The organism is Sporosarcina sp. E16_3, from assembly GCF_017347125.1.
GTDB lineage: Bacteria > Bacillota > Bacilli > Bacillales_A > Planococcaceae > Sporosarcina.
On record NZ_JADPRX010000001.1, the window covers coordinates 214,984 to 235,655 of the forward strand.

A 20,672-nucleotide genomic window follows, 5' to 3' on the forward strand; every position below is an offset into this window, starting at 1 on the left:
CTGTAATTAATCAAAAAAGTGACCTATCCGCTAATCTGTGGATGGGTCACTTTTGCATTGTTTTACTTATTTATCGCAACAAGTATATTTAACCGCTAACCAATGCCTTCTGCTAACAGTTCCTACTTCCGAGCCTATAGTGGACTTTCACCCCCCAGCGATTCCCCATGCCGGGCACACTACTAAAAAAGGGTATCGATTACTTGTCACTCTTCTCGACAGTATTTTTAGCGCTTGAATACAATCCCGAAGCTGATAACCCTAGCATTCCCCCCACTAATATCCCCTGCCTCCAATCAAATTCAGTCACGTAAACCACGCCTATAACAATACCAATTACTAAAGCTATAAACGGCAACACCTTTTTACTTACGCCGGCCCTTTTAAACAACTCCACAATCCCCAAAATAAGTGGAATAATAACTACATCATAAATCTCAAACATTTTATCACCTCTTTCCCTTCTACTATTTTATGAACTACTCGTCCTTTCAGTGACGATATACTTTCTGCATTTTTTATAAAATGAATACCCAGCTGATTACGAATTCTCCATCCCACACAAATAAAAGTGAATCCAATTGTGTTACCGCCAGCAACTTCTTTGAAGTATATACATAATTACCACCAATTCGCGCACATAAGCGCATTAGTTGCACTTTACAAGTAATGAACATAACCAACCTACTCCCCCCCAAAAAACACTATGCAAATTACTTGCAGTCTACAAATTATTTACTACAACTATTTGTACACCGCAATTTATCGACATTTTAATCATTTGCAATATGCAAACTTTTATAACAATAACCCATTGGTACTGATTAACTCTTAGTTCCCAAGCAGCTTTTCCTCCAATACATGCATGGAGCGAAGGACTGTTTCACGTTCAAAGTCATTCATAGAAGCCAAGGCATTCTGCATTTTAGCTGCAATGGTCCCGTTGATGGCCACCACCATGTCGTTTCCCTGTCCAGTTAACGATAGTAGATATATTCGACGATCCCCTTCATACGGCGTTCTGGAAACCAACCCTTTCTTTTCTAGCGTCCCAATCTGTCTGGAAAACGTCGTGATGTCCATTCCGGCAGCCTCAGCCACCGTTTGCATTGATGGTTTATTCATTAATGAAATCTCATAAAGAATTGAACTTTGAACGATAGAAATCACATCGCAACTCGACTTATGAATGCCATGCATGCTTTTTGATAACGAGTGAAAAATAGGAATAATTTTTTCCATTAATGAATTCCCCCCACCAACTCTTTCTGCAATTATACAGCAAGAAAAACGTAAGTAGCTATACTAATAGAAAATTCAAACCGGTGATGGGTAAGTGTTTCCAATCAAGATGCAAAAACGCGTCCATAAAGTTGGACGCGTTCGATATCATGCATATGTAATTTCGCCTTCATCTTGGATATCGATTCCGTTTTTGAGATGAACCGTGGTCTTTAAAATGAGCGTTTGCGTTTGGGCTTCCGATTCGCTCTCCCATCGCTCGTCAGGTACCATTTCAAACGGAATCATCCATGTTTCTTTGGATTTGATGTCACTCATTATTTCAATAGATTGTTTTGCAATGATCACTTCATCCGTGTTCGACCGCTTCAACAACTCAATCTCAATATAATCTACGAGTTCATCACTGTTATCCCCTTCAATGTAAACCGTGCCGGAAAGCGTTTCACCAAAAGCGACATTCGGTCCATCGACGTTTGTATTAACGGTCATTGCTCCATATTCAATCGTTGATAAAAACTGCCTAACCATGTTCTATTCCCCCAATCTTTGACCATCCGTATCTTCATAATATAAGCCTTCAGCTGCTACATGTTTATTATACCGTATTTTGAACAATTTAAATAAATGTGTAACCACAACTTTCATGAGTGCATATCCCGGGATTCCAAGAACGACACCAGGCACACCGAACAACGATCCCGCTGTCAGTAAAACGAAAATGATTGTGACCGGATGTGTATGCAATGATTTCCCCATAATTTGAGGTGAAATAAACTTCCCCTCAACAAGCTGAACAATTGTCCAAACGATTGCTAACTTGATAAGCATGAAGGGCGATGTCACAATGGCGATAATGACCGCCGGAGTAATTGCGATAAGCGGTCCAAGATATGGAACTACGCTTGTAAACATTGCAATGACACCGAGTAGTAACGCGTATTTCATTCCTATGATAAGAAACCCAATTGAAATCATGACACCGATGCAGATGGCCACAAGAATTTGTCCCTGGATATAAGAACTAATCTGGTGGTCCGCATCACGAAGAATCGTTTTAGCATCATCCCTCATGTGCGGAGGCAACATTTGAATAAAGAAGCGCGGCAATTTCTCTCCATCTTTCAATAAATAGAAGAGAATAAATGGAACAGTAATAATTGCAAGTAGAAAACCAGTTAAAGCAGAAATGAAAGAGCTAAGACCACTTGCGATTCCACCGACCGCATCCGTGAAATACTTTCCGAGATCCCCTTGCCCAGATTCAAGGATGTTTTTCACATTTATATCCAAACCTTCATAATAAGAAGAAAAAATGGATGTTTTCAAAAATGAATCGATTTGTAGCACCAGTTGGTTGAAATATGTCGGGAATTCTTCGACAAGATTATTAAACTGGATTTTCAAGAATGGGAAAACCATGAATACTAGCAAGGTGATAAGACCCATAGCCCCAATGAATATAATTAAAATACCCCAAATTCGTGGTATTTTGATTTTTTCTAATATACGTAAGATGGGTCTTAGTAAATAATAAGCAATTGTCGCAAGAATGACTGGCAATACTACCGTCGAGAAAAAGACAGTAATTGGATAAAAAATGAAAGATATCCGATTAAAAATGAGTATGATTAAGCCGATCAATAATAGTGAAACAAGAACGAACAACGTGCTACGCCCACCTAAAAAACGAATTATATTCGAGATGGGTCTATTTCTTTTTTCATCAACTTCCATCGGCATCCTACCCTCTCGTCAAGTTTGTGCTCTTAATCCAACTGCATACTAAGAAATTTGGAAATCGCCTCTTTATTTTTTGCGGTATCCACTTCAATAACAGATCCAGCGTGTGGATACGAATTGAATGAATAAGATCCCTCTATCGGAACAGTCATCGTTTCAACCTCGGCGCCTTTCTTCACGAGAAGGGTGATTGCACGCGAAATTTCGTCTTTTGAAGTCAAGTCCGTGTTAATGAACCCTGATAGCGCACCTGCAAGTTTTGGTATATTAGCAATCATTCCTGGTCGCATCGCTTCGTCTTTCATCGCCGAGATTACTTCTTGCTGTCGTGCAACACGGCCAAAATCACCTTCTGCATCCGCACGAAAACGCGCATAGCCAAGTAATTCCTTGCCGTTCAACTGTTTTTTTCCTGGCATAAGTGTAACACCGATTTTTTCTGACATCTCTTTTTTGACATCGATCTCTACTCCGCCTGGAAAGGCGATATCAACAATCGATTCAAAATTAGCAAAATCAACAACTGCATAGTGATGGATAGGAACACCAAACATTCCTGTTATTGTGTCTTTCGTAGTCTGCAATTTGCCAAGATAATAGGCGGTATTTAACTTATACGACTTGTATGCTGGAATTTCCGCATAAATATCACGCATAAATGAAATGACCCGTATCTTCCCAGCACCCTTATCCCAAGACAGCACCATCATTGTATCTGTCCGTGATCTTCCACTGCCATCATCGTCCACACCGAGCAGTAAGTAATTTTCTATGGATGTATACTTCGGATCTGTGGCGTCCCCTTTAAACGGACCCGGATCAATCCCATTGTCTTTTGCCAGCGATTTCCCCGCATTGTATTCAACATATGAATAAAGTCCAGCCCCGATAAAACAAAGTGTAACTATTAAAAAGATGACCCTGCCGATGCGAAGTTTTTTCTTTCTTCTTCTTTTCGGTACTGGCCCTTCATAATGCTCTTCCATTATTGATTCCTCCAAAAAATGATATCTCAATTAGGACGAACAGGAAGCCACTTGGTTGCGTCTAATTATTTCAATTATAACACGTTGGGCAATTGAGGTTAACCTTAACTATCTGTCCCCCGATTCACGGCCTGCTAATGTAGTTATATCCATTATTATTTTTTCTACAATAGTCGTTTTACAATACTTCCCCACTCACCTCATTACATTCCTGCATATGTTACATAGATGTTGGTGCAGAAAGGTGGTGTAAAATATGGGACGTGAACATTGTGGCGGAGAAGGTAATTCGTTTGCTTTGATTGTTGTGCTTTTTATACTATTGATAATCATTGGCGCAAGCTTTATCTGTTAATAAATACTAATTCATTCTCAACCGCTCATTTGCATCTCTAAACTGTAAGAGCGCTTAATAGGCGCTCTTTTTGCTATTGGTTTAAACATAAGCAAACAACTATTTTCCACTATTCTAATTATGATACAATTCACTTATATGCTAAGAAAGGGCGTTGTTAACGATGACTGAAAAAATAGTTGAAAAAGCAACATTTGCTGGTGGTTGTTTTTGGTGTATGGTGAAACCTTTTAAAGAGTGGGACGGCATCCAGGACGTCGAATCCGGTTATATGGGCGGACATGTTGAAAATCCTACATATGAAGATGTCAAAAAGGGCGACTCCGGTCATTTGGAGGTCGTCGAAATCACATATGATCCTTCCATTTTCCCCTACGATAAATTGTTGGATGTATTTTGGCAGCAAATCGACCCGACCGATGCAGATGGACAATTCCAGGACCGCGGCCATTCGTATTCTACAGCCATCTTCTATTATACAGAGGAGCAGCGTCAAATTGCCGAAACATCTAAAGATAAACTTGGTGCAAGCGGTACATTCACTAATCCAATTGTGACACCAATCCGTCCCACTGAAACATTTTACCGTGCTGAAGAATATCATCAGGATTATCATGAAAAGGAACAAGAGCATTACAAAGAAGACCGCGCACTTTCTGGCCGTGATGAATTTATCAAAAGTCATTGGTGATAGAGTGAAGTATATTACGTCTATTGATTAACCATATTCTTGCATAAAGTGCAGGTATGATAGGCTTAAAAAACGCCATTTTCACTGGATTATTTCCGGTCCGCTTTCGACGAAATATTCATGACATCTATACCGAGGAGCCAGCGTGGCTAGAAATGACTTCGTCATTCCTAGCCACACCCTTTACGGTCATCCTGTTGCGTATAGTTACCTGTCGCATTCCTACAACGTTCAAGTGAAAAATACTGTTGCTTTAAGATGACTATTTATTAATGTTGTAAGTGCCCCACGAGACAATATCAGGCACCCTAATACTTTGTACAACTTGTTCCTTGCTAACTTTTAGCAAAGATCATGCAATGGATTATAAGAAAGTGATTCTTCCTTAAATAAAAATGACAACACTACGGAGAAGACTTCAGCCGCCAAAATTGTATCTTTGGCGACTATTTTCCAGATAAGAAGCTTCGATATTCTCTCGTACCGAAAAGCTTTAGCACTTGTGTACTTATAACTTCAGAAAGCGACGGATGATCAACAACTTTACGATTACCGAAAAAATGTATATGGATGTGATGAAGTCATATCCATATAAATCAAGTTATCCAGTAATCGTATAGGGGTCATTCAATCCAAATTAACTGTCCACGGACGCCATGAGTTTTATTTAGTTATTTACTGGTTATTTTGATTAACCATCACATGTGGTTAAAATACCATAAAGTATTTATTTATTACTAAAGTGTGAAAATAGTTATGCTCTAAAGATTCTTGATTTGAATAAACCCCACAGAGAAAATAGTTCTCTGTGGGGTTTTTAATATAATTTATTCATTAATCTTCACGCACCTTTTTATCCCCAATCATAAACGTCAGGATGAACATCATTACATACAGCGACATGATAATGCTAAACGTATAATGATGGTTCGCCGTCCCATCGTAAAAAACCGCAATCACAAGTGGCAATAATCCCCCAATGATGAAGCCGCCTGTTTGCATCATTGCAGTCCAAGAACTTGCTTCCTCGGCAGTCTTTGTCTCGTCAAGTGGCAGGAGAAGTGCAATGGGGAATAAACCGCCTAGCGGAATGCCCATGATGAATGCGCCTGCCCACATAAGTGGATGGATCCCCGTCCAGAACAGCACGACTGCGAGCATACCAGCAATGAGCATTAGCAATAGCCAAAATTTTCGTGCTGGAAAACGCTCCATCAGCAACGGTAGGAGTATGTTTAAAAATATTTGGACCGTCGCCATGATACTAAGGAGCGTTCCAGCCTGCAACAATGTCATTCCCGCGGAAATCGCAATGGGTGCAAGCCATGTAATAATTGAAAAGAAAGCAGATGACTGCAAACCAAAGAATAGTAAGAACAGCCATGCCTTCCGTGTTTTCCACGGGGATTTCATCTTTTTCTGTTCACCCTTCAGGGCAACGGAACTGAGTTGTCTTACTTCTATGTTCCCTTTCATTGCTAAAAACCATGCAACTAGACCGAGAAGTGCCAGCACGGACCAGATACTAAGTGCAAACAAGTATGATCCTGTTCTATCAAAAAATACAGCGGTCAGTCCTGCACTAGCTGCAGACCCGACCCCCATCCCGAATGAATAGATTCCGATAACGGATGCAGCACGGTCTGGAAAATACTGTTTAATCATCGCAGAAAGAAGTGGCCCAATTACTGCGATAGCGATACCTATAAGGAATGCTGTTCCGATTAGAATTAGAAAACTGGAAATGAATCCCCGTAAAGCCGTCATTAGTCCTATTAGAATTAGCATCGCGTAGATTGTACGCTTCAATCCAAATTTCCTGTTCAATACTGGAGCCATTGTGGCAAAAACACCCATACAAATGACAGGAACCGCCGTCAATAGACTCACCTGTGCATTAGAAAGCGTCAACTGCTCACGGATTGTTTCAAGCATGGGGCCTATCGATGTGATGGCTGGCCTCATATTAATGGATATCGCAAAAATCGCGAAAATAATGAAAAACGCATTTTGTTTAGTTACTTTTTTAGACATTTACTCGTTCCTTCTTCCTGTAAATCAATTAATTTAAAAATTAGTTTTCACTATGTCTAGTATTTTTTTGTAATAGAAAGTTTCAGATTACATGAGTATTCAGCACGTCTCAGATATCTCAACATAGTTAACGGAGCATGTATCTAGCATACCACTCCGAAACAATTTCGTACTAAAATGACAACGATTTTTCAAACGGCTTTCTTAAATGTATTATTACACCATACTCTATACTTGTCTCCTCATTAACCGGAAGGATTATTCATTTTCTTAACCGTAAGAAATAGATCCTCTCTAGGATAAACCACAAAGGTCAAAATCATTTTCAATACTATCCCCATTAATAATAAACTAATAGATTTCTTTTAAAAAAGTATTATCATCACGATTGTTATGTATTATCATTATAGTGACTTCTGGTATTAGTGTCCTAGAATTTCCCGCCAATTCTTGCATTTTCACCAAAACCCCTCCCCATATATTATTAAGCTGGTTGTGAGGGGGGATCCATTCTTCTTTTCATTGTTCAAAACTACTCTTCTCAAGCTTATATGCTGAAATTTTATAATCAATATATGCACCAATGAATCCAAATGGTATTCCGCCTGCCGATGTTGAAAGTAAGGTAATAAAGAGATTAAATTTCTCCACTTTCTGGTACAAAAGACAGAAGACTAAGACGGTTCCAATTGCCGTGAATATTACTGTGAAATAATAAGTTATATGGATATCTTCTTCCTCTTTTGTCGATTTTCCACTCATACTACACCCTCATTTCTTGGAACAACAATAATAATATACTTTCATTATTTACTTATTTTTATTGTTTCAATCAATTTAGGTATGATATCCGTATTATCCTCTCTCGATGATGCTTGAATGGATGTCCTGGAACACTTTAGGTTATATACATCTACCTATTTCCTTTATTGGATTCAGATATTGCTTTCTCGCTGAATGTTCATACTGGGTATTACTCACAAAGAAATACCTGATTTCCCCGCATAATTAATGCTGTTCTTAAACATTACAGAATTAGGAGAAGTAATAAATATGTTTGGTGAAACGAATATTATTGTTGAATACAAAGCTGTTATTTTTAAGGTTCTTGCAATAAAAATAGGTACTGTTTTCCGCCTGATAATTCGACTCACAGACAGAAATCCCTTTTTTCACATGACCATTACCCGATTCGGAAAAGCGACCTATCCAATAAAATCTGGACGGGTCGTTGTTGCTTTGGTTCTATTACTTCCTTCACTGATCCAGAATGACTTTAAGAGCAAGTACATTATCTAATGACAATTTGCCCTCCTTAACGCCTGCTTTCCACTTATCGACACTTTAATGGCATTCGTTAAGAACTGCTCATAAGCCGCTTTAAGCGTAACTGAACTCGGGTTGAACATATGTGGTTTAACGATATGTTCCGTCTGATTTACGATAGCTTGATGTTGCGACTTCGTGCAGTTGTTCATTTAGTTCCTCCTTATTTTTGGGTAAAAAAAAGAACGCCCTGGCATGGACGTTCCTGTTAATCGCTTTAAGCATACAGTTATTTGTTTTTTATAAAGTCCATACCTTGCGTGGTTATTGCTAACACTAGATTATCTGACCCTTGCCCGCTATCTGTGGCATAGTCCTTTTCAATAAGGTATTCAATAGCTAGTTTGCTATTTACGTCAGCATTTACCATTGCTTTGGGTAATGTATAACTCCCCCCATTATTAGCAAAATGTTAATCGTAAAGACTTTGTAACAATATATCCGATAGTTTATTTCTTTCTTCATTAGTCATGTGTAATCGCTGCTCCTTTCTTAACTATTATCTATACTACATAAAGAGGGGGTAGGGTTCGCCTTTAATGCTCAGATTCCGCTTCGATAGCCACCTGATAATGCACAGGCACATCCTCGATCGTTATGTGTTCCATTTCGATAAGCGACTTCTATATGTCACTCGGTGCCTTCTCGACTACTTTGTTAGTGGGTAATTATTTGTTTGTAGCAAGGAGGATTACATTCCGCTTCTTGGTGAATGCAAACGCAAAGTGAGTCGTCTCTGATAATTGGTGCTTCGTGTCAATCTCTATGTCGATAAGAAGGATATCATTGTCACGTGGTAGTTCGTCCAATCGATGGAAATGGTTCATACTGCAGATGATATTACCCATGCCAATGACTTTGCCACTGTACATCCAACTGCATTAAACCTCGATTTCTTTCTCCTCCACATTGACAACCACTTCCACAATATCCCCACTAGCAAACGCTCCTTTCTTTGGCAGCGTATTAAAAATAGTAAGTTGCTGCACCACGGTTATCACTCCTTCGCAAACTTCTGTGCGTACCGCAACCGCTAATGAATATACGGATCATCATCATGACCAGCGGACATCTACCAATTCCCAATGTATATCTCAACGACTTACAATACCTCAAACGAAGCTTGATTTTTTTCCCGTATAATTTTTCTTGAACTAGTGAACCATAAGATTAAAATGATTAAGGAGTTTTAATTATGAAAACTAGTGTGATCAAAGAATTAAATACCTTTCTTGGAGGTAACTATATGGCCATACAAGCCTATGAAAAATACATTCATCACATCAATGATTCGAATATTAAACAGACTCTCCAAAAAATCCAGCAAGACCATAAACAACATGCAATGTTGATTGCAGAGAGAATACAAAATCTTGGTGGTGTACCTGTTGATGATGTAGGTTTTAAGGGTACTATTGCTGAATTTGTAAACAATCTCAAGGGCATGTCCAACGATCCCACCTTTATTTTGAAAGATGCCCTAAAGGGAGAAGATAAAGGCATAGAAATATCCAAGGAACTTGTAAAAGGCGACTTAGACCCCGAAAGCTTAGAACTTGTTAATGATATTTTGAATCACGACCAAAAACATGTTGACTTATTAGAAGAACTTCTTCTTCAAAACGGATAGTATAGGATTCTCAATTCGGTATTTATTTGCATAAGTTACGCATAATGCGTCTACTGCGAATTACTTCTACGTTTATCGAATGTCCAGTTCGCTACCACTCGCTATATCACAAGATGACTGTGAAAAAGACCACTGATTAATTGTAATTCAGTGGTCTTTTTTTTCGAAATGTGCAGTATATATTTAATTTTAAACAAATCCACACTCCTTAACATGGTATAATTGTCCAAAATGAGAGGAGGATCAAAAATGACCGGTAATGCAATCTTGGCATTTCTTCCAATCTTAACTATGTTTTTTTACTTAGTCCCAGTTGTATTTGTAATTTGGTTCCTGGTTAAATCCCTTAAAATACAGCAGGAAAAAAACGATATACTAAGAACGATTGCTGACAAGCTAAATAAGTAGACGGGGAAACCCGTCTTTTTTTATGTCACAGTATGTTCGTATTACGCACTGATTTTCATTTCTTTGAAGCCAGACAGGCACTTGAAAACTCCATAATTAATATGATGTATTGAAGGAGTGATGACTATGCCATGGCATCAAAAAATCGGATATCTAATTGGTCAGCCTGTTGGAGTTTCATTAACAAATGGTCAAGGAACTTCAGGGATTTTGTGCGGAACATCTAACGGTAAACTTCTTGTAGTTGAATACTTATATCAAGCACAATTCGCCTTAAAAAAATACGATTTTCATTTGATTCAAGATATAAATGGATTTCCACCTTGTCAGAACCAAGGACCACTATATTGATGTCATCGTCCCTCTTAAAAAGAGGGATTTTTTTACTCACGTCTTTTTTTAATGATTTCACTTACTTCACAAGATTCGTCTACTGCTCACTTACTAACTCTGCCAAGAAAATACCCCGATAATCACTATTAGGATAACTCGTGACCACCACGGAACCCGTGCGCCAAAAACAGAAAAATTGCAAGCGGACATTCTTTGTCGACGATTCCCTCGTTGTCCTCTGGATGGCCAGGGGGACTTATAATTAAATCATATTCAATATTTTTTCTTTCGTAATCTTATAAGCATCAAAATTTCCTTTTGGCTTAGCGCTTCTATTTTTTCGTAAATATATTGTTTCATCTATAATACCTTCAGGTAGTAATAATCCTCAACATCTTTCCCGCTCACATTGACAACCACTCCTAAACAAATCGCTTGGCATATCGCCTTTTGTTCGAACTGCGACTCAACTATTATTAAAATATTTGAAACTTATTGATTTTACATATGTATTCTAGATATACTTAATTTTAGAAAGCTGGTGTACTACCATGTTTAAATCAGAAGTAACTAACAAAGTTCTAGATATTATCCTCTTTCTTGTATTTATGTCAATAGTTTTATCCAAAAATAACGTAGACACACAGACTAAAACGTTGGTAATCTTTATAGTGTCAGCAAGAATTTTATATGATTTATACAAAATTATGAAAATCAAGAAACCAAAAGCTGATTAAATTTAATCGGCTTTTTCATTGCCCTTTGGCCGTGCTGTAAACTAAGGTAAATCGATTTTCACATCAATCGCCTTTCCCCATTTAATCTCATCTAATTCTTCTTTTGTCCTCTCCTCTAAATAAGGAGAATCCCAAGCAGGATTACTGGATTCCAAGCGGCCAAATATTTGTTCACCTAATTCTTCTTCATCGTATGAACGGAAATAAATCCTTTCATCTTCGTGGTAAACTTCATCAATTTCTGCCTTTCCCCACTTGCCCATATAATAAGAGAAGTCATCTCCGCCTAATTCGCTATCGACCATTGGAACGATTTTCAAACTCGGATTTTGTTGAATTAACTTAATTAACTCACTAATACGTTCTTGTTGAATTTCAATTTCCGTCATTTTCATCTCCCTTTCTTTACTTCGCATTTTGGGTCCACTACCCCTTACTAAGCCTGCAAATCAAATACCCCGACGATCACTATTGAGCTAACTCGTGGCCACCACGGAACCCGTACGCCCATAAAGAAAAATAGCAAACGGACAATATTTGTCGTCGATGCGCTACTAAATCAATAGAAAGTATATGAAGTTTAGTATAAAAAGACCATGCTCTCTCACGGAAAACGTTGGTCATAAACCATTCATGCACTTACCTCAGAAAGACTCAAAACTCCCGTCAGCGAAAAGTCTGTTTCAAATCCAATTAAACGCATTGGTAAGAAAGTAGATCCCTACCATGATTTAAGACATCCGCACGCAACCATAATGTTGAGTAAAGATATTCCACTACAAACTATCGTAGATCGTTTAGGGAATACTCTTTGATAATTTTAAGTATGTATGACCACTCATTTAAAAATCTTGAAATCAAATTAGCGAAATCCTAAAGTGATGCATTCATCTTTTAAATTGGTGGAATATTTGGATGATATTTTTAACTAACTCCCTCAAAAGCCATGTAGTATAAGCATTGTTGCTACTATGAATAATTCCGTGCTATAATGGGAGCATTGTGAATTTAGGAGGATTTTGAATGATAGCAGTCAGTAATGTAAGTCTTCAATTCGGCGACCGCAAGCTATTTGAAGATGTGAATATACAGTTTAATCCGGGTCATTGTTATGGTCTAATTGGTGCAAACGGTGCGGGAAAATCGACATTCCTTAAAATATTGTCAGGTGAACTTGAACCACAATCAGGAAATGTCATCATGAACAAAGACGAACGTCTTGCTATTTTGAAACAGAACCATTTCGAATACGAAGAAAGTGTCGTACTTGACACAGTTATTATGGGCCACAAACGCCTATATGACATTATGATGGAGAAAAACGCCATCTATGCTAAAGAGGATTTCTCAGATGAGGACGGCATGCGCGCAGCTGAACTTGAAGGTGAATTTGGCGACTTGAACGGTTGGGAAGCTGAATCTGAATCTGCAATCCTTTTACAAGGACTTGGTCTTGCAGATGAATATCATCAACTGAAGATGTCTGAACTAAACGGTTCCGATAAAGTGAAAGTGCTTCTTGCACAAGCTTTGTTTGGCAAGCCTGACGTTCTTCTTCTGGATGAGCCTACAAACTCACTTGATTTGAAAGCAATACAGTGGCTTGAAGAATTCCTTATGAACTTCGAAAACACTCTTATTGTTGTATCCCATGACCGTCACTTCTTAAACAAGGTATGTACGCAAATTGCAGATGTCGACTTTTCCAAAATCCAGATTTACCCAGGTAACTATGATTTCTGGTACGAGTCAAGCCAACTTGCACTAAGAATGTCACAAGACCAAAACAAGAAAAAAGAAGAAAAAATTAAAGAGCTTCAAGCATTCGTTGCCCGCTTTAGTGCCAATGCTTCGAAATCTAAGCAAGCTACTTCACGTAAGAAAACGTTGGAAAAAATCGAATTGGATGATATTAAACCATCTTCAAGACGTTATCCTTTCGTCAACTTCCAAATGGGCCGTGAAATTGGAAATGATGTTCTAAGTATCCAAGAAGTTAACAAAACACAAGATGGCAGAGTAATGCTTAAAGATGCTTCATTTACAATTGATAAAGAAGACAAAGTCATTCTTCTTGGAGATCCACTTGCAAAAACAGCACTCCTTCAACTTCTTGCTGGAGAGTCTGAGCCTGATTCTGGAGCTATCAAATGGGGAGTTACGACAACACATGCATACCTCCCTATCGATAACAGTAAGTACTTCCAAGGATCGGAAAACTCACTTGTCGAATGGTTACGTCAATATTCACCGGACGACCAAACTGAGACATTCCTGCGCGGTTTCCTAGGGCGTATGTTGTTTTCTGGAGACGAAGTGAACAAAAAGCCATCTGTATTATCCGGTGGAGAAAAAGTTCGCTGTATGCTTTCAAAAATGATGCTGACAAGTTCAAACGTTCTTCTTCTGGATGAACCGATGAACCACTTGGATCTTGAATCCATTCAAGCACTTAACAACGGACTGATTGCATTCAAAGGCGCAATGATTTTCACTTCACATGACCAACAATTCATCCAAACGGTTGCGAACCGAATCATCGAAATCCATGATGATGGTACAATCTTCGATAAATTGATGAATTATGATGAGTACCTGGAGTGGAAAGAACAACAAGAAAAACAAAACAAAAAGAAATAATGTTAAGCCGTTTCCCTTCATTGGGAAACGGCTATTTTTATCGCTAAATGATGTTAAAGTTCCGATTGGAATTAATTCACTTTTGCATGATATCCATCGAATTGGGTATAACCAATAGAAAGGAGTGTTTTCATGAGGAAAATAAATCTTTTCGTCTTTCTGTTAGTAGCGGTTCTTGTCTTTTCAGGATGTTCAAAAAAACAGCCGACAACCCTTGATAATTCAGGGTCAACCAATGGCACAATTGGTGAAGATGTTGTCAAAGAAAGTGAAAGCGAGAAAGATGGGGAGATTTCTTTAACCGATCTTTTTCTACCGGATGGTTCAAAGGCACATTATCTAGGTGAAGGAAATGAATTTGCAGAACTAGATGTTGAAGTGACACGGCCGTTTGAAAATTATGTTGTCGTCCATGAGAATAATGGCGGTTCCCTGGTTCGCCATATTTATAAAATCGAACCTGACAAAATTAGTATCTTGGATCAGAAAACTGTCGAATTAGTGAAAGACTTTCCTTCACAGGAAGAACTGGATGCATTGATTCCAACTGGCGTTTATCTCAAGAAACCCCTAAAAATAGGAACAACATTTGATACGTGGTCGATTGTTGAAATGGACACAACCGTCGAGACACCGTACAAGAAGTTTGATCATGCTATTGTTATCGAAATGAAGACCGATGACTTCGTCAACCGTAAGTATTTCGTTGAAGGGTTTGGTGAAGTCAAACGGGAATCAATTATGCAGACAGATGATGGTGAATTTGTTGTTACCTCTTCATTGCAAACAGTCGACAAATAGCGTGAAAAAAGAAGCGTCCCTAGTAAGGACGCCTCTTTAAATTGTGCAATAAATTCACATCTTCCAAAAGGTACCGACAAAGACGATTACCTTTTGGAAGATGCGAATGCGTGTTTATTTCCAATGATTATTTTAGCAGAAAGCATTGGGCTTCCCATCCTTCATTAAGATAACACCATGATACAGTTGGAGATCTTCATCACAGCCTTCACAGAAGTTTATTTCGTCTTCAGACCAAAAGACAAAAAAACATTCTTTTTTCATAGCTTCACGTTTATGCTTGTCTCGTAATTCACTAGTCAATTTATTAAAGTGCACCTCAGCAAGTGCTCTATCCTCGAATGAATGGCGTGAACGGATTGTTTCTTCCCACTCTTCAAACATCCACCATGGCTCATAATCTGCTTTCATATAAATCACTTCATACATTTTCCAAACCTCCTATGTAACTCTTAGCTGAATGTCCTTCATTTTAACAAACTCCCTCCTGATGTCCAATTTATTGCTTTCCTTTAGAATTCAAATGGTAGGTGCAGATTGCATTTATCGGGTATAATTGAACTACTGACATGAAACTTTATTCATTTTGAAACGTATAAAGTATAAGGTCAAAGGAGGTATGATTAGATCATGAAGGAAGTCAAACAATTTTTCATTAGACATTTCATTACAGCTCCAATCAGTTTTGGATCCTGGCTCTTCTTTGTTATGGGTGCAGGTATGAATATTTTTGCGGCTACTGGCCTTTTGGTAGCTATCTATTTAGGCGGAACGTTTACTCTAAAGCAGATTCAACTTTCATCCAACTTAAAAAAACTCGGGATGTCCCGTGCTGAATACAGTCATATTAAAGGTCAAATTACTGGTGCGAAAATGAAAATCAAACAACTGAATGGTCTTTATGGACAAGTTAGGTCAATTCAGGCATTTAGGCAACTTCATGAAATGAGTAGCTTATCTAGAAGGATTCTTAATCTCGTTCGATCGAATCCTAAAAAGTTTTACGATGCTGAGAAATTTTTCTATGCCCATCTTGATTCTGCGGTCGAATTGACTTCGAAATATGCGCTGCTTATCAACCAGCCATTGAAGGATAAGGAACTTCGCATCGCATTACAAAATACGCGTGAAACGCTTGGTGATGTTAACAAGCAATTGGAGCAAGATCTACGAAGCGTTTTGGCATCTGATATGAACCAGCTCCAAATGGAAATTGACTTTGTTGATGTATCCATAAATAATAAAAAGCCGCTACTTGAAATGAAAGGAGATTCACACAATGACTGAAAATAACCCTATTAAAACAATTGATGATTTACTCGATAGTCCTTTTGATTTTCAAAAACCCCTTCTTCCAAAGGAAATGCAAACAGAAAAAAAAGAGGTTGAAACGAGCATTAAACTAATTGATCGTCTTTCTCCTGAGGAGAGAGAAAAGGCAAAAGTGCTTGCACAGCAAATTCCTGTCGGCAACTATGAAGCGATTATTACGTACGGAGCAAATGCTCAAAGCGAGCTTTCAAGGTTCTCCACTCAAATGCTCGATCATGTTCAAGGCAAAGATATTGGTCCTGTTGGAGATGTATTGAAAGATCTGATGAATAAGCTATCTGAAATAGATCCTGACGATTTATCGGACAAGAAGAAGTCTGGTCTAAGCAGGTTATTTAATAAAGCAACGCGGTCTGTTCAAGAAATGATGACGAAATATCAGAAACTTAGTACTCAAATTGATCGGATTGGTATTCAACTTGAGCATTCAAAACGTGGACTTTTAGAGGATGTTAGAATGCTCGATAATTTATATGATCAAAATAAAACCTATTTCCAAGCGTTGAATATCTACATAGCTGCTGCAGAATTAAAGCAGGATGAACTCGCCAACGAAATCATTCCTGAAATGCGCAGAAAAGCTGAATTATCGAATGATCAAATGGCATTCCAAGAAGTGAATGACATGGCACAATTCCTAGACAGATTAGAAAAAAGGTTGTATGATTTGCAATTATCACGTCAAATTACTATTCAAAGTGCACCTCAAATCCGGATGATTCAACAGACTAACCAAACACTTGCGGAAAAAATCCAGTCTTCTATTATGACATCAATTCCATTATGGAAAAATCAAATTGCAATTACCTTGACGTTAAACCGTCAAATGAAAGCAGTAGAGTCCCAGAAACTTGTTACGAAAACGACAAATGACTTGCTTTTGAAAAACTCGGAAATGCTGAAAATTAATTCAATTGAAACAGCAAAAGAAAATGAACGCGGGATCATCGAAATTGATACGTTGAAAAAGACGCAAGAAAACTTGATTCAAACTATTGAAGAGACACTGATTATCCAAGCAGACGGTCGTGCAAAACGTAAAGCTGCTGAAATAGAAATCGGACGAATGGAAGATGAATTGAAACAGCGCCTTCTTGCTGTCCATGAAAAAACACAAAACCGCCCTATCTAAGGGCGGTTTTGTATTTTTATTCCGTAATTATTCGGGTTTACCCGCGATTCCCGAAATTCACGCAGTTCTAATTACAATCGCGAGCAATTTCCTCAGTATTCGCAAGGTCTGATCTGTAAAGCTATCCACTGAGTTCGATGAAACGGTTTTATTGCCAAACATCATTGAAAAAAGTGCTTTTTGATCAACTGTCGGTTCTTCCGTCGAAAGGAATAAATGAATGATGGAGATTCCTTTCTTTTCGGTTTCCATTACTGCTTCTGCCGTGTCGAGGATACCGTTCCTATCATAGCCAAACGCCGATGGTTCTCCGTCTGAGAAGACCAGCAAAAACTTGTGCTTCTCTTGTCTCGCCCCCAGTTGATCGGCCATCCATCTAATCGCGAATCCATCGCGGTTATCTTCGTTAGCGTCAAACGATAAAATTGATAAACCGTTATCTTTATTGCGATCTGTAAACGTATGCATAAGCTCAAATACGTTTGGTTGCACTTCTTTTGTAGCGTTATTTGCATCCTCAAAATAGGACGAAATTTCATGACTGACGCCAAGTTGACGGAGTACATCATGAAACAATAAAACGGCCTGTTTTGTTTCGTCCAATTTGTCGAGCATCGAAGCAGAACCATCAACTAGTAGACCAAATACTGCATCTAGATTAACAGAAGGTGCATTCTTCCTGTAAAATGGTTTCGGTCGTTCATCCACAACCATCGTCGTTAATTTCGTCGACAGTCGTCCCTTCATAAGGCGCTCGCGTTTCGAATCCTGTTTCAAATCAATCCGTTTCTTCATCTCCTCTACGAAGGAACGGACATACGGCTTTTGCTCTTCTCGCCAAACAGTCAATTGTTGACGATTTTCAACCTCGTCTACGACTTCTATACGTTGTTCCTCGTACACGACGTTGACATGCTCTTTCCCAAACATCTTACCAGCCTTCATCTTTCGATCACGCTTGTCCGTTTTGTCAGTCGTGTCCTCCGTCCAGCGGTCGCTGTCATTCCCCTCTGAATCACCTGAGCCCGTCTCTTCGATTTCAGCGTCTTCATTGCCCGGAGTTGCATCATTAGCGTCACTCTTACCAGAGCGGCCGTGTTCGAGTTCAAATTCAAGGTGGACGCCTGATTCACTCTCGCTTTCACGATGCCAGGACCGAAACACTTCTTCGATTGTCTCTTTTGGACCATCCTCGCCTTCTTCGGCGTCAGACATCCCTTTATGATAATGAAATACCGTATTTTCTTCGGTAATGGAATCCACAACTGAAAAATACTGATGGACAAGGTCTTTATTAATTGACCTTTCTAAAATCCAAGTAATTCTATTCGCAATAAATGTATTATCCTCTGTACTTTTTGAATCGTAGGCGTGCTGCAGAACGGATTGAATGAGACCATAATCGATGGAGTGGGCACCCCAGTCGATAGATGTTTCTGCAAAAGTCCCTTCGTGTAGCGATATGAACAGCTGATTCATTAGTGCATCGGCAAGGTGATTTTTCTGCATATTCGAAGATAGCACACCTCGGTGGAAGTGAACATACGCTTCCCTCCTAGTCTCAAATGCATGTGCGGTTCCTGGCCTTTCTTTTGCAATTAAATCGATGAGACGAAATTCTTCTAGCATCATCAATAGTTCTGATGCAAATTTCCGAAGTGAGTGTGGGCCATTTTTTTGTGTGAACTCAATCCATGAGTTCACACTAAAATGTTTCCAATAACCTGCAGTTAACAAATAAATATCAGAAAGCCTTCCCGCATGAATCACTTCATCTGTCCTGTGACGCCAAAAAACACTCATTGAGATAATCCCTTCTTGAGGTCGGAATTCAAGAAGCTTTCGTTCCGTTAATTCAATGAAAGGTGCGTCTGCTAACGCTCGCCCTAATCGTTCATACAATAAAAGCGTCTTGGCATCGACCGTTTCATCATTAAATTGAATGAATCGATTCATCTTCACCATAGTGATCGCCTCATTTCACCCAAGTATCGACTAATTCCATGACAAGTCTGCGTTCAATTGTATCATCCAGCTTCTCCGCGATAGCATACTGGACTGCACGTTTCACGGGGATATGTTCGGCCAGCCCCATAGCGTCGAGCAGGCTTCTTACAGATGCAGCCTCATCGGATAATAATCCGTTCATTACTTGTTTCTTCAAATCGTTACTGATATTAAGGAATGTCTCAACAAGCTGTTTCGAGGCAGATGGACACGTATCCTTCATAACTAATTCTAATTGTTCTCCAGTTAGGTAGGGAACTGTGAACGAAACAAAACGATTTTTTAACGCTTCATTCATCGGCGATGTTCCGACGTAGCCTTCGTTTATGGCCGAAATGACCGTGAAGTCTTCATGCGCATAAATCACTTCGCCTGTAAATGGATTTGTCAGCATACGACGATGGTCCAAAACACTATGAAGGATGGGCAACGTTTCAGGTCTAGCCATATTGATTTCATCGATGTATAAAATATGTCCCTTTTTCATAGCTTGGACTACGGGTCCTTCGACAAATTCAATAATGGTTTCTCCGTCTTTGCTGAATATCGTTTTAAAACCAAGCAAGGCTTCAGCATCCAAATCAACTGAACAGTTTATGCTTTGCATCGGCTGATTAAAGTAATGTGAAATGGTTTGGGCTAACTTCGTTTTTCCTGAACCCGAAGGCCCTTTCAATAACACTGGTTTTTTCAATACCACACTAATGAGTACGTCATCCCATAAATGAGGGCTTGGAGAAACGTAGCCACCTTCTTGGATTAATCGTACCGCTGCGGTGTCATGCGTTTTCTTTGTGCGAAGCTGCTGTTCATTTTCTACTAACGAGTTCATAAACTTGCCTCCTTATAAAAAAACCCGCACACCAACGAGTGGGTAGCGGGCTTTTAGTTTTTGTTTAACTAAATATCAAATCTCGTATTTTGGAGAATTTCCAACTTAGCAATTTCACGTCTAGACTCCGGGCGCCAAATGCTCGGGTCATAAGCCAGCCCAGCTATGCGGCAAAAACCGCCGCTTCGCCGGTCCACCTTATGCCTGTCGCATCTGGGCGGGCACCCTAGGCTTTTGTTTACTCAAAATACGTTTTATAATAGCCCCCGACTTTACCGGAATTATCGAGAATGAAAATGAATTCATCTGTTTCGTTTTTCACTTCATACTCTTTACCTGGTGTCAGAACATTGTTCACTACATATTTTTCAGCGTCTGCATGCTTGCAGACGACAGTACGGATTGCAGGTGCGGTCATCCAATCTTTGAATGTCATTGTTAAT

Annotated in this window: 23 protein-coding genes; 9 read left to right on the plus strand and 14 right to left on the minus strand. The window is 39.0% G+C overall.

Going from position 1 to position 20,672, the window contains the following annotated elements; translation table 11 throughout:
- Positions 1-199: 199 nt before the first annotated feature.
- The 5 genes from I2483_RS01050 to I2483_RS01070 form a co-directional block, all read right to left on the minus strand.
- Complete coding sequence (locus I2483_RS01050; protein ID WP_186670443.1) at positions 200-445, minus strand: hypothetical protein; 246 nt, start codon at positions 443-445, stop codon at positions 200-202.
- 386 nt (positions 446-831) lie between these two features.
- Complete coding sequence (locus tag I2483_RS01055; RefSeq protein WP_207173243.1) at positions 832-1,242, minus strand: MarR family winged helix-turn-helix transcriptional regulator; 411 nt, start codon at positions 1,240-1,242, stop codon at positions 832-834.
- Positions 1,243-1,389: 147 nt separating this feature from the next.
- Positions 1,390-1,773: a sporulation protein gene (locus I2483_RS01060; RefSeq protein WP_207173244.1), complete on the minus strand. Its 384-nt coding sequence runs from the start codon at positions 1,771-1,773 to the stop codon at positions 1,390-1,392.
- 3 nt (positions 1,774-1,776) lie between these two features.
- Entirely contained in the window at positions 1,777-2,979 is a 1,203-nt protein-coding gene (locus I2483_RS01065) for an AI-2E family transporter (RefSeq protein ID WP_207173245.1), read from the minus strand.
- 32 nt (positions 2,980-3,011) lie between these two features.
- Complete coding sequence (locus I2483_RS01070) at positions 3,012-3,971, minus strand: LCP family protein (RefSeq protein WP_207173246.1); 960 nt, start codon at positions 3,969-3,971, stop codon at positions 3,012-3,014.
- 256 nt (positions 3,972-4,227) lie between these two features.
- Between I2483_RS01070 and I2483_RS01075 the strand changes: the two genes are divergently transcribed.
- Both I2483_RS01075 and msrA read left to right on the plus strand, forming a co-directional pair.
- Positions 4,228-4,326: a YjcZ family sporulation protein gene (locus tag I2483_RS01075; RefSeq protein WP_186670458.1), complete on the plus strand. Its 99-nt coding sequence runs from the start codon at positions 4,228-4,230 to the stop codon at positions 4,324-4,326.
- A 163-nt stretch (positions 4,327-4,489) separates the two neighbouring features.
- The gene (gene msrA / locus I2483_RS01080) at positions 4,490-5,017 is read left to right on the plus strand and encodes a peptide-methionine (S)-S-oxide reductase MsrA (protein WP_207173247.1); all 528 of its coding nucleotides are present in this window, start codon (positions 4,490-4,492) and stop codon (positions 5,015-5,017) included.
- A gap of 834 nt (positions 5,018-5,851) precedes the next feature.
- Here the strand turns inward: msrA and I2483_RS01085 are convergent.
- The gene (locus I2483_RS01085; RefSeq protein ID WP_207173248.1) at positions 5,852-7,051 is read right to left on the minus strand and encodes an MFS transporter; all 1,200 of its coding nucleotides are present in this window, start codon (positions 7,049-7,051) and stop codon (positions 5,852-5,854) included.
- A gap of 519 nt (positions 7,052-7,570) precedes the next feature.
- The gene (locus tag I2483_RS01090; RefSeq protein ID WP_207173249.1) at positions 7,571-7,813 is read right to left on the minus strand and encodes a hypothetical protein; all 243 of its coding nucleotides are present in this window, start codon (positions 7,811-7,813) and stop codon (positions 7,571-7,573) included.
- 291 nt (positions 7,814-8,104) lie between these two features.
- Here I2483_RS01090 and I2483_RS01095 point away from each other — a divergent pair, with 291 nt between their 5' ends.
- Positions 8,105-8,350, plus strand: coding sequence for a hypothetical protein (locus I2483_RS01095; protein ID WP_207173250.1), 246 nt, complete (start codon positions 8,105-8,107; stop codon positions 8,348-8,350).
- On the opposite strand, the gene I2483_RS01100 is transcribed toward I2483_RS01095, so the two are convergent.
- Positions 8,347-8,529, minus strand: a complete 183-nt coding sequence (locus I2483_RS01100) for a hypothetical protein (RefSeq protein WP_207173251.1) — start codon at positions 8,527-8,529, stop codon at positions 8,347-8,349. The two genes, I2483_RS01095 and I2483_RS01100, sit on opposite strands and share 4 nt — an antisense overlap.
- 516 nt (positions 8,530-9,045) lie before the next feature.
- Positions 9,046-9,249, minus strand: a complete 204-nt coding sequence (locus I2483_RS01105) for a hypothetical protein (protein ID WP_207173252.1) — start codon at positions 9,247-9,249, stop codon at positions 9,046-9,048.
- Between the two features lie 323 nt (positions 9,250-9,572).
- Here I2483_RS01105 and I2483_RS01110 point away from each other — a divergent pair, with 323 nt between their 5' ends.
- Together I2483_RS01110 and I2483_RS01115 are read left to right on the plus strand one after the other, a co-directional pair.
- Positions 9,573-10,007 (plus strand): ferritin-like domain-containing protein, encoded by a 435-nt coding sequence (locus tag I2483_RS01110; RefSeq protein WP_218624821.1) that lies wholly within the window; start codon positions 9,573-9,575, stop codon positions 10,005-10,007.
- Between the two features lie 534 nt (positions 10,008-10,541).
- Positions 10,542-10,766 (plus strand): hypothetical protein, encoded by a 225-nt coding sequence (locus I2483_RS01115; protein ID WP_207173253.1) that lies wholly within the window; start codon positions 10,542-10,544, stop codon positions 10,764-10,766.
- 760 nt (positions 10,767-11,526) lie between these two features.
- Here the strand turns inward: I2483_RS01115 and I2483_RS01120 are convergent.
- The gene (locus I2483_RS01120; protein WP_207173254.1) at positions 11,527-11,901 is read right to left on the minus strand and encodes a hypothetical protein; all 375 of its coding nucleotides are present in this window, start codon (positions 11,899-11,901) and stop codon (positions 11,527-11,529) included.
- 607 nt (positions 11,902-12,508) lie between these two features.
- Between I2483_RS01120 and I2483_RS01125 the strand changes: the two genes are divergently transcribed.
- Together I2483_RS01125 and I2483_RS01130 are read left to right on the plus strand one after the other, a co-directional pair.
- Positions 12,509-14,125, plus strand: a complete 1,617-nt coding sequence (locus I2483_RS01125; RefSeq protein ID WP_207173255.1) for an ABC-F family ATP-binding cassette domain-containing protein — start codon at positions 12,509-12,511, stop codon at positions 14,123-14,125.
- A 132-nt stretch (positions 14,126-14,257) separates the two neighbouring features.
- On the plus strand, positions 14,258-14,926 hold the full coding sequence (locus I2483_RS01130) for a hypothetical protein (RefSeq protein ID WP_207173256.1): 669 nt from the start codon (positions 14,258-14,260) through the stop codon (positions 14,924-14,926).
- Between the two features lie 132 nt (positions 14,927-15,058).
- Here the strand turns inward: I2483_RS01130 and I2483_RS01135 are convergent, their stop codons facing one another.
- Positions 15,059-15,355, minus strand: coding sequence for a DUF1033 family protein (locus I2483_RS01135; RefSeq protein ID WP_186670497.1), 297 nt, complete (start codon positions 15,353-15,355; stop codon positions 15,059-15,061).
- 201 nt (positions 15,356-15,556) lie between these two features.
- Between I2483_RS01135 and I2483_RS01140 the strand changes: the two genes are divergently transcribed.
- Both I2483_RS01140 and I2483_RS01145 read left to right on the plus strand, forming a co-directional pair.
- On the plus strand, positions 15,557-16,213 hold the full coding sequence (locus I2483_RS01140) for a 5-bromo-4-chloroindolyl phosphate hydrolysis family protein (RefSeq protein WP_207173257.1): 657 nt from the start codon (positions 15,557-15,559) through the stop codon (positions 16,211-16,213).
- Positions 16,206-17,390 carry a toxic anion resistance protein gene (locus I2483_RS01145; RefSeq protein WP_207173258.1) on the plus strand — a complete coding sequence of 395 codons (1,185 nt, stop codon included), beginning with the start codon at positions 16,206-16,208 and terminating at the stop codon, positions 17,388-17,390. The genes I2483_RS01140 and I2483_RS01145 overlap by 8 nt, the downstream gene beginning before the upstream one ends.
- Positions 17,391-17,447: 57 nt before the next feature.
- On the opposite strand, the gene I2483_RS01150 is transcribed toward I2483_RS01145, so the two are convergent.
- The 3 genes from I2483_RS01150 to I2483_RS01160 form a co-directional block, all read right to left on the minus strand.
- Entirely contained in the window at positions 17,448-19,355 is a 1,908-nt protein-coding gene (locus I2483_RS01150) for a hypothetical protein (RefSeq protein ID WP_207173259.1), read from the minus strand.
- A gap of 10 nt (positions 19,356-19,365) precedes the next feature.
- Entirely contained in the window at positions 19,366-20,229 is an 864-nt protein-coding gene (locus tag I2483_RS01155) for an ATP-binding protein (RefSeq protein ID WP_207173260.1), read from the minus strand.
- Positions 20,230-20,467: 238 nt separating this feature from the next.
- Positions 20,468-20,665, minus strand: coding sequence for a DUF6501 family protein (locus tag I2483_RS01160; RefSeq protein WP_186670502.1), 198 nt, complete (start codon positions 20,663-20,665; stop codon positions 20,468-20,470).
- Positions 20,666-20,672 lie beyond the last annotated feature (7 nt).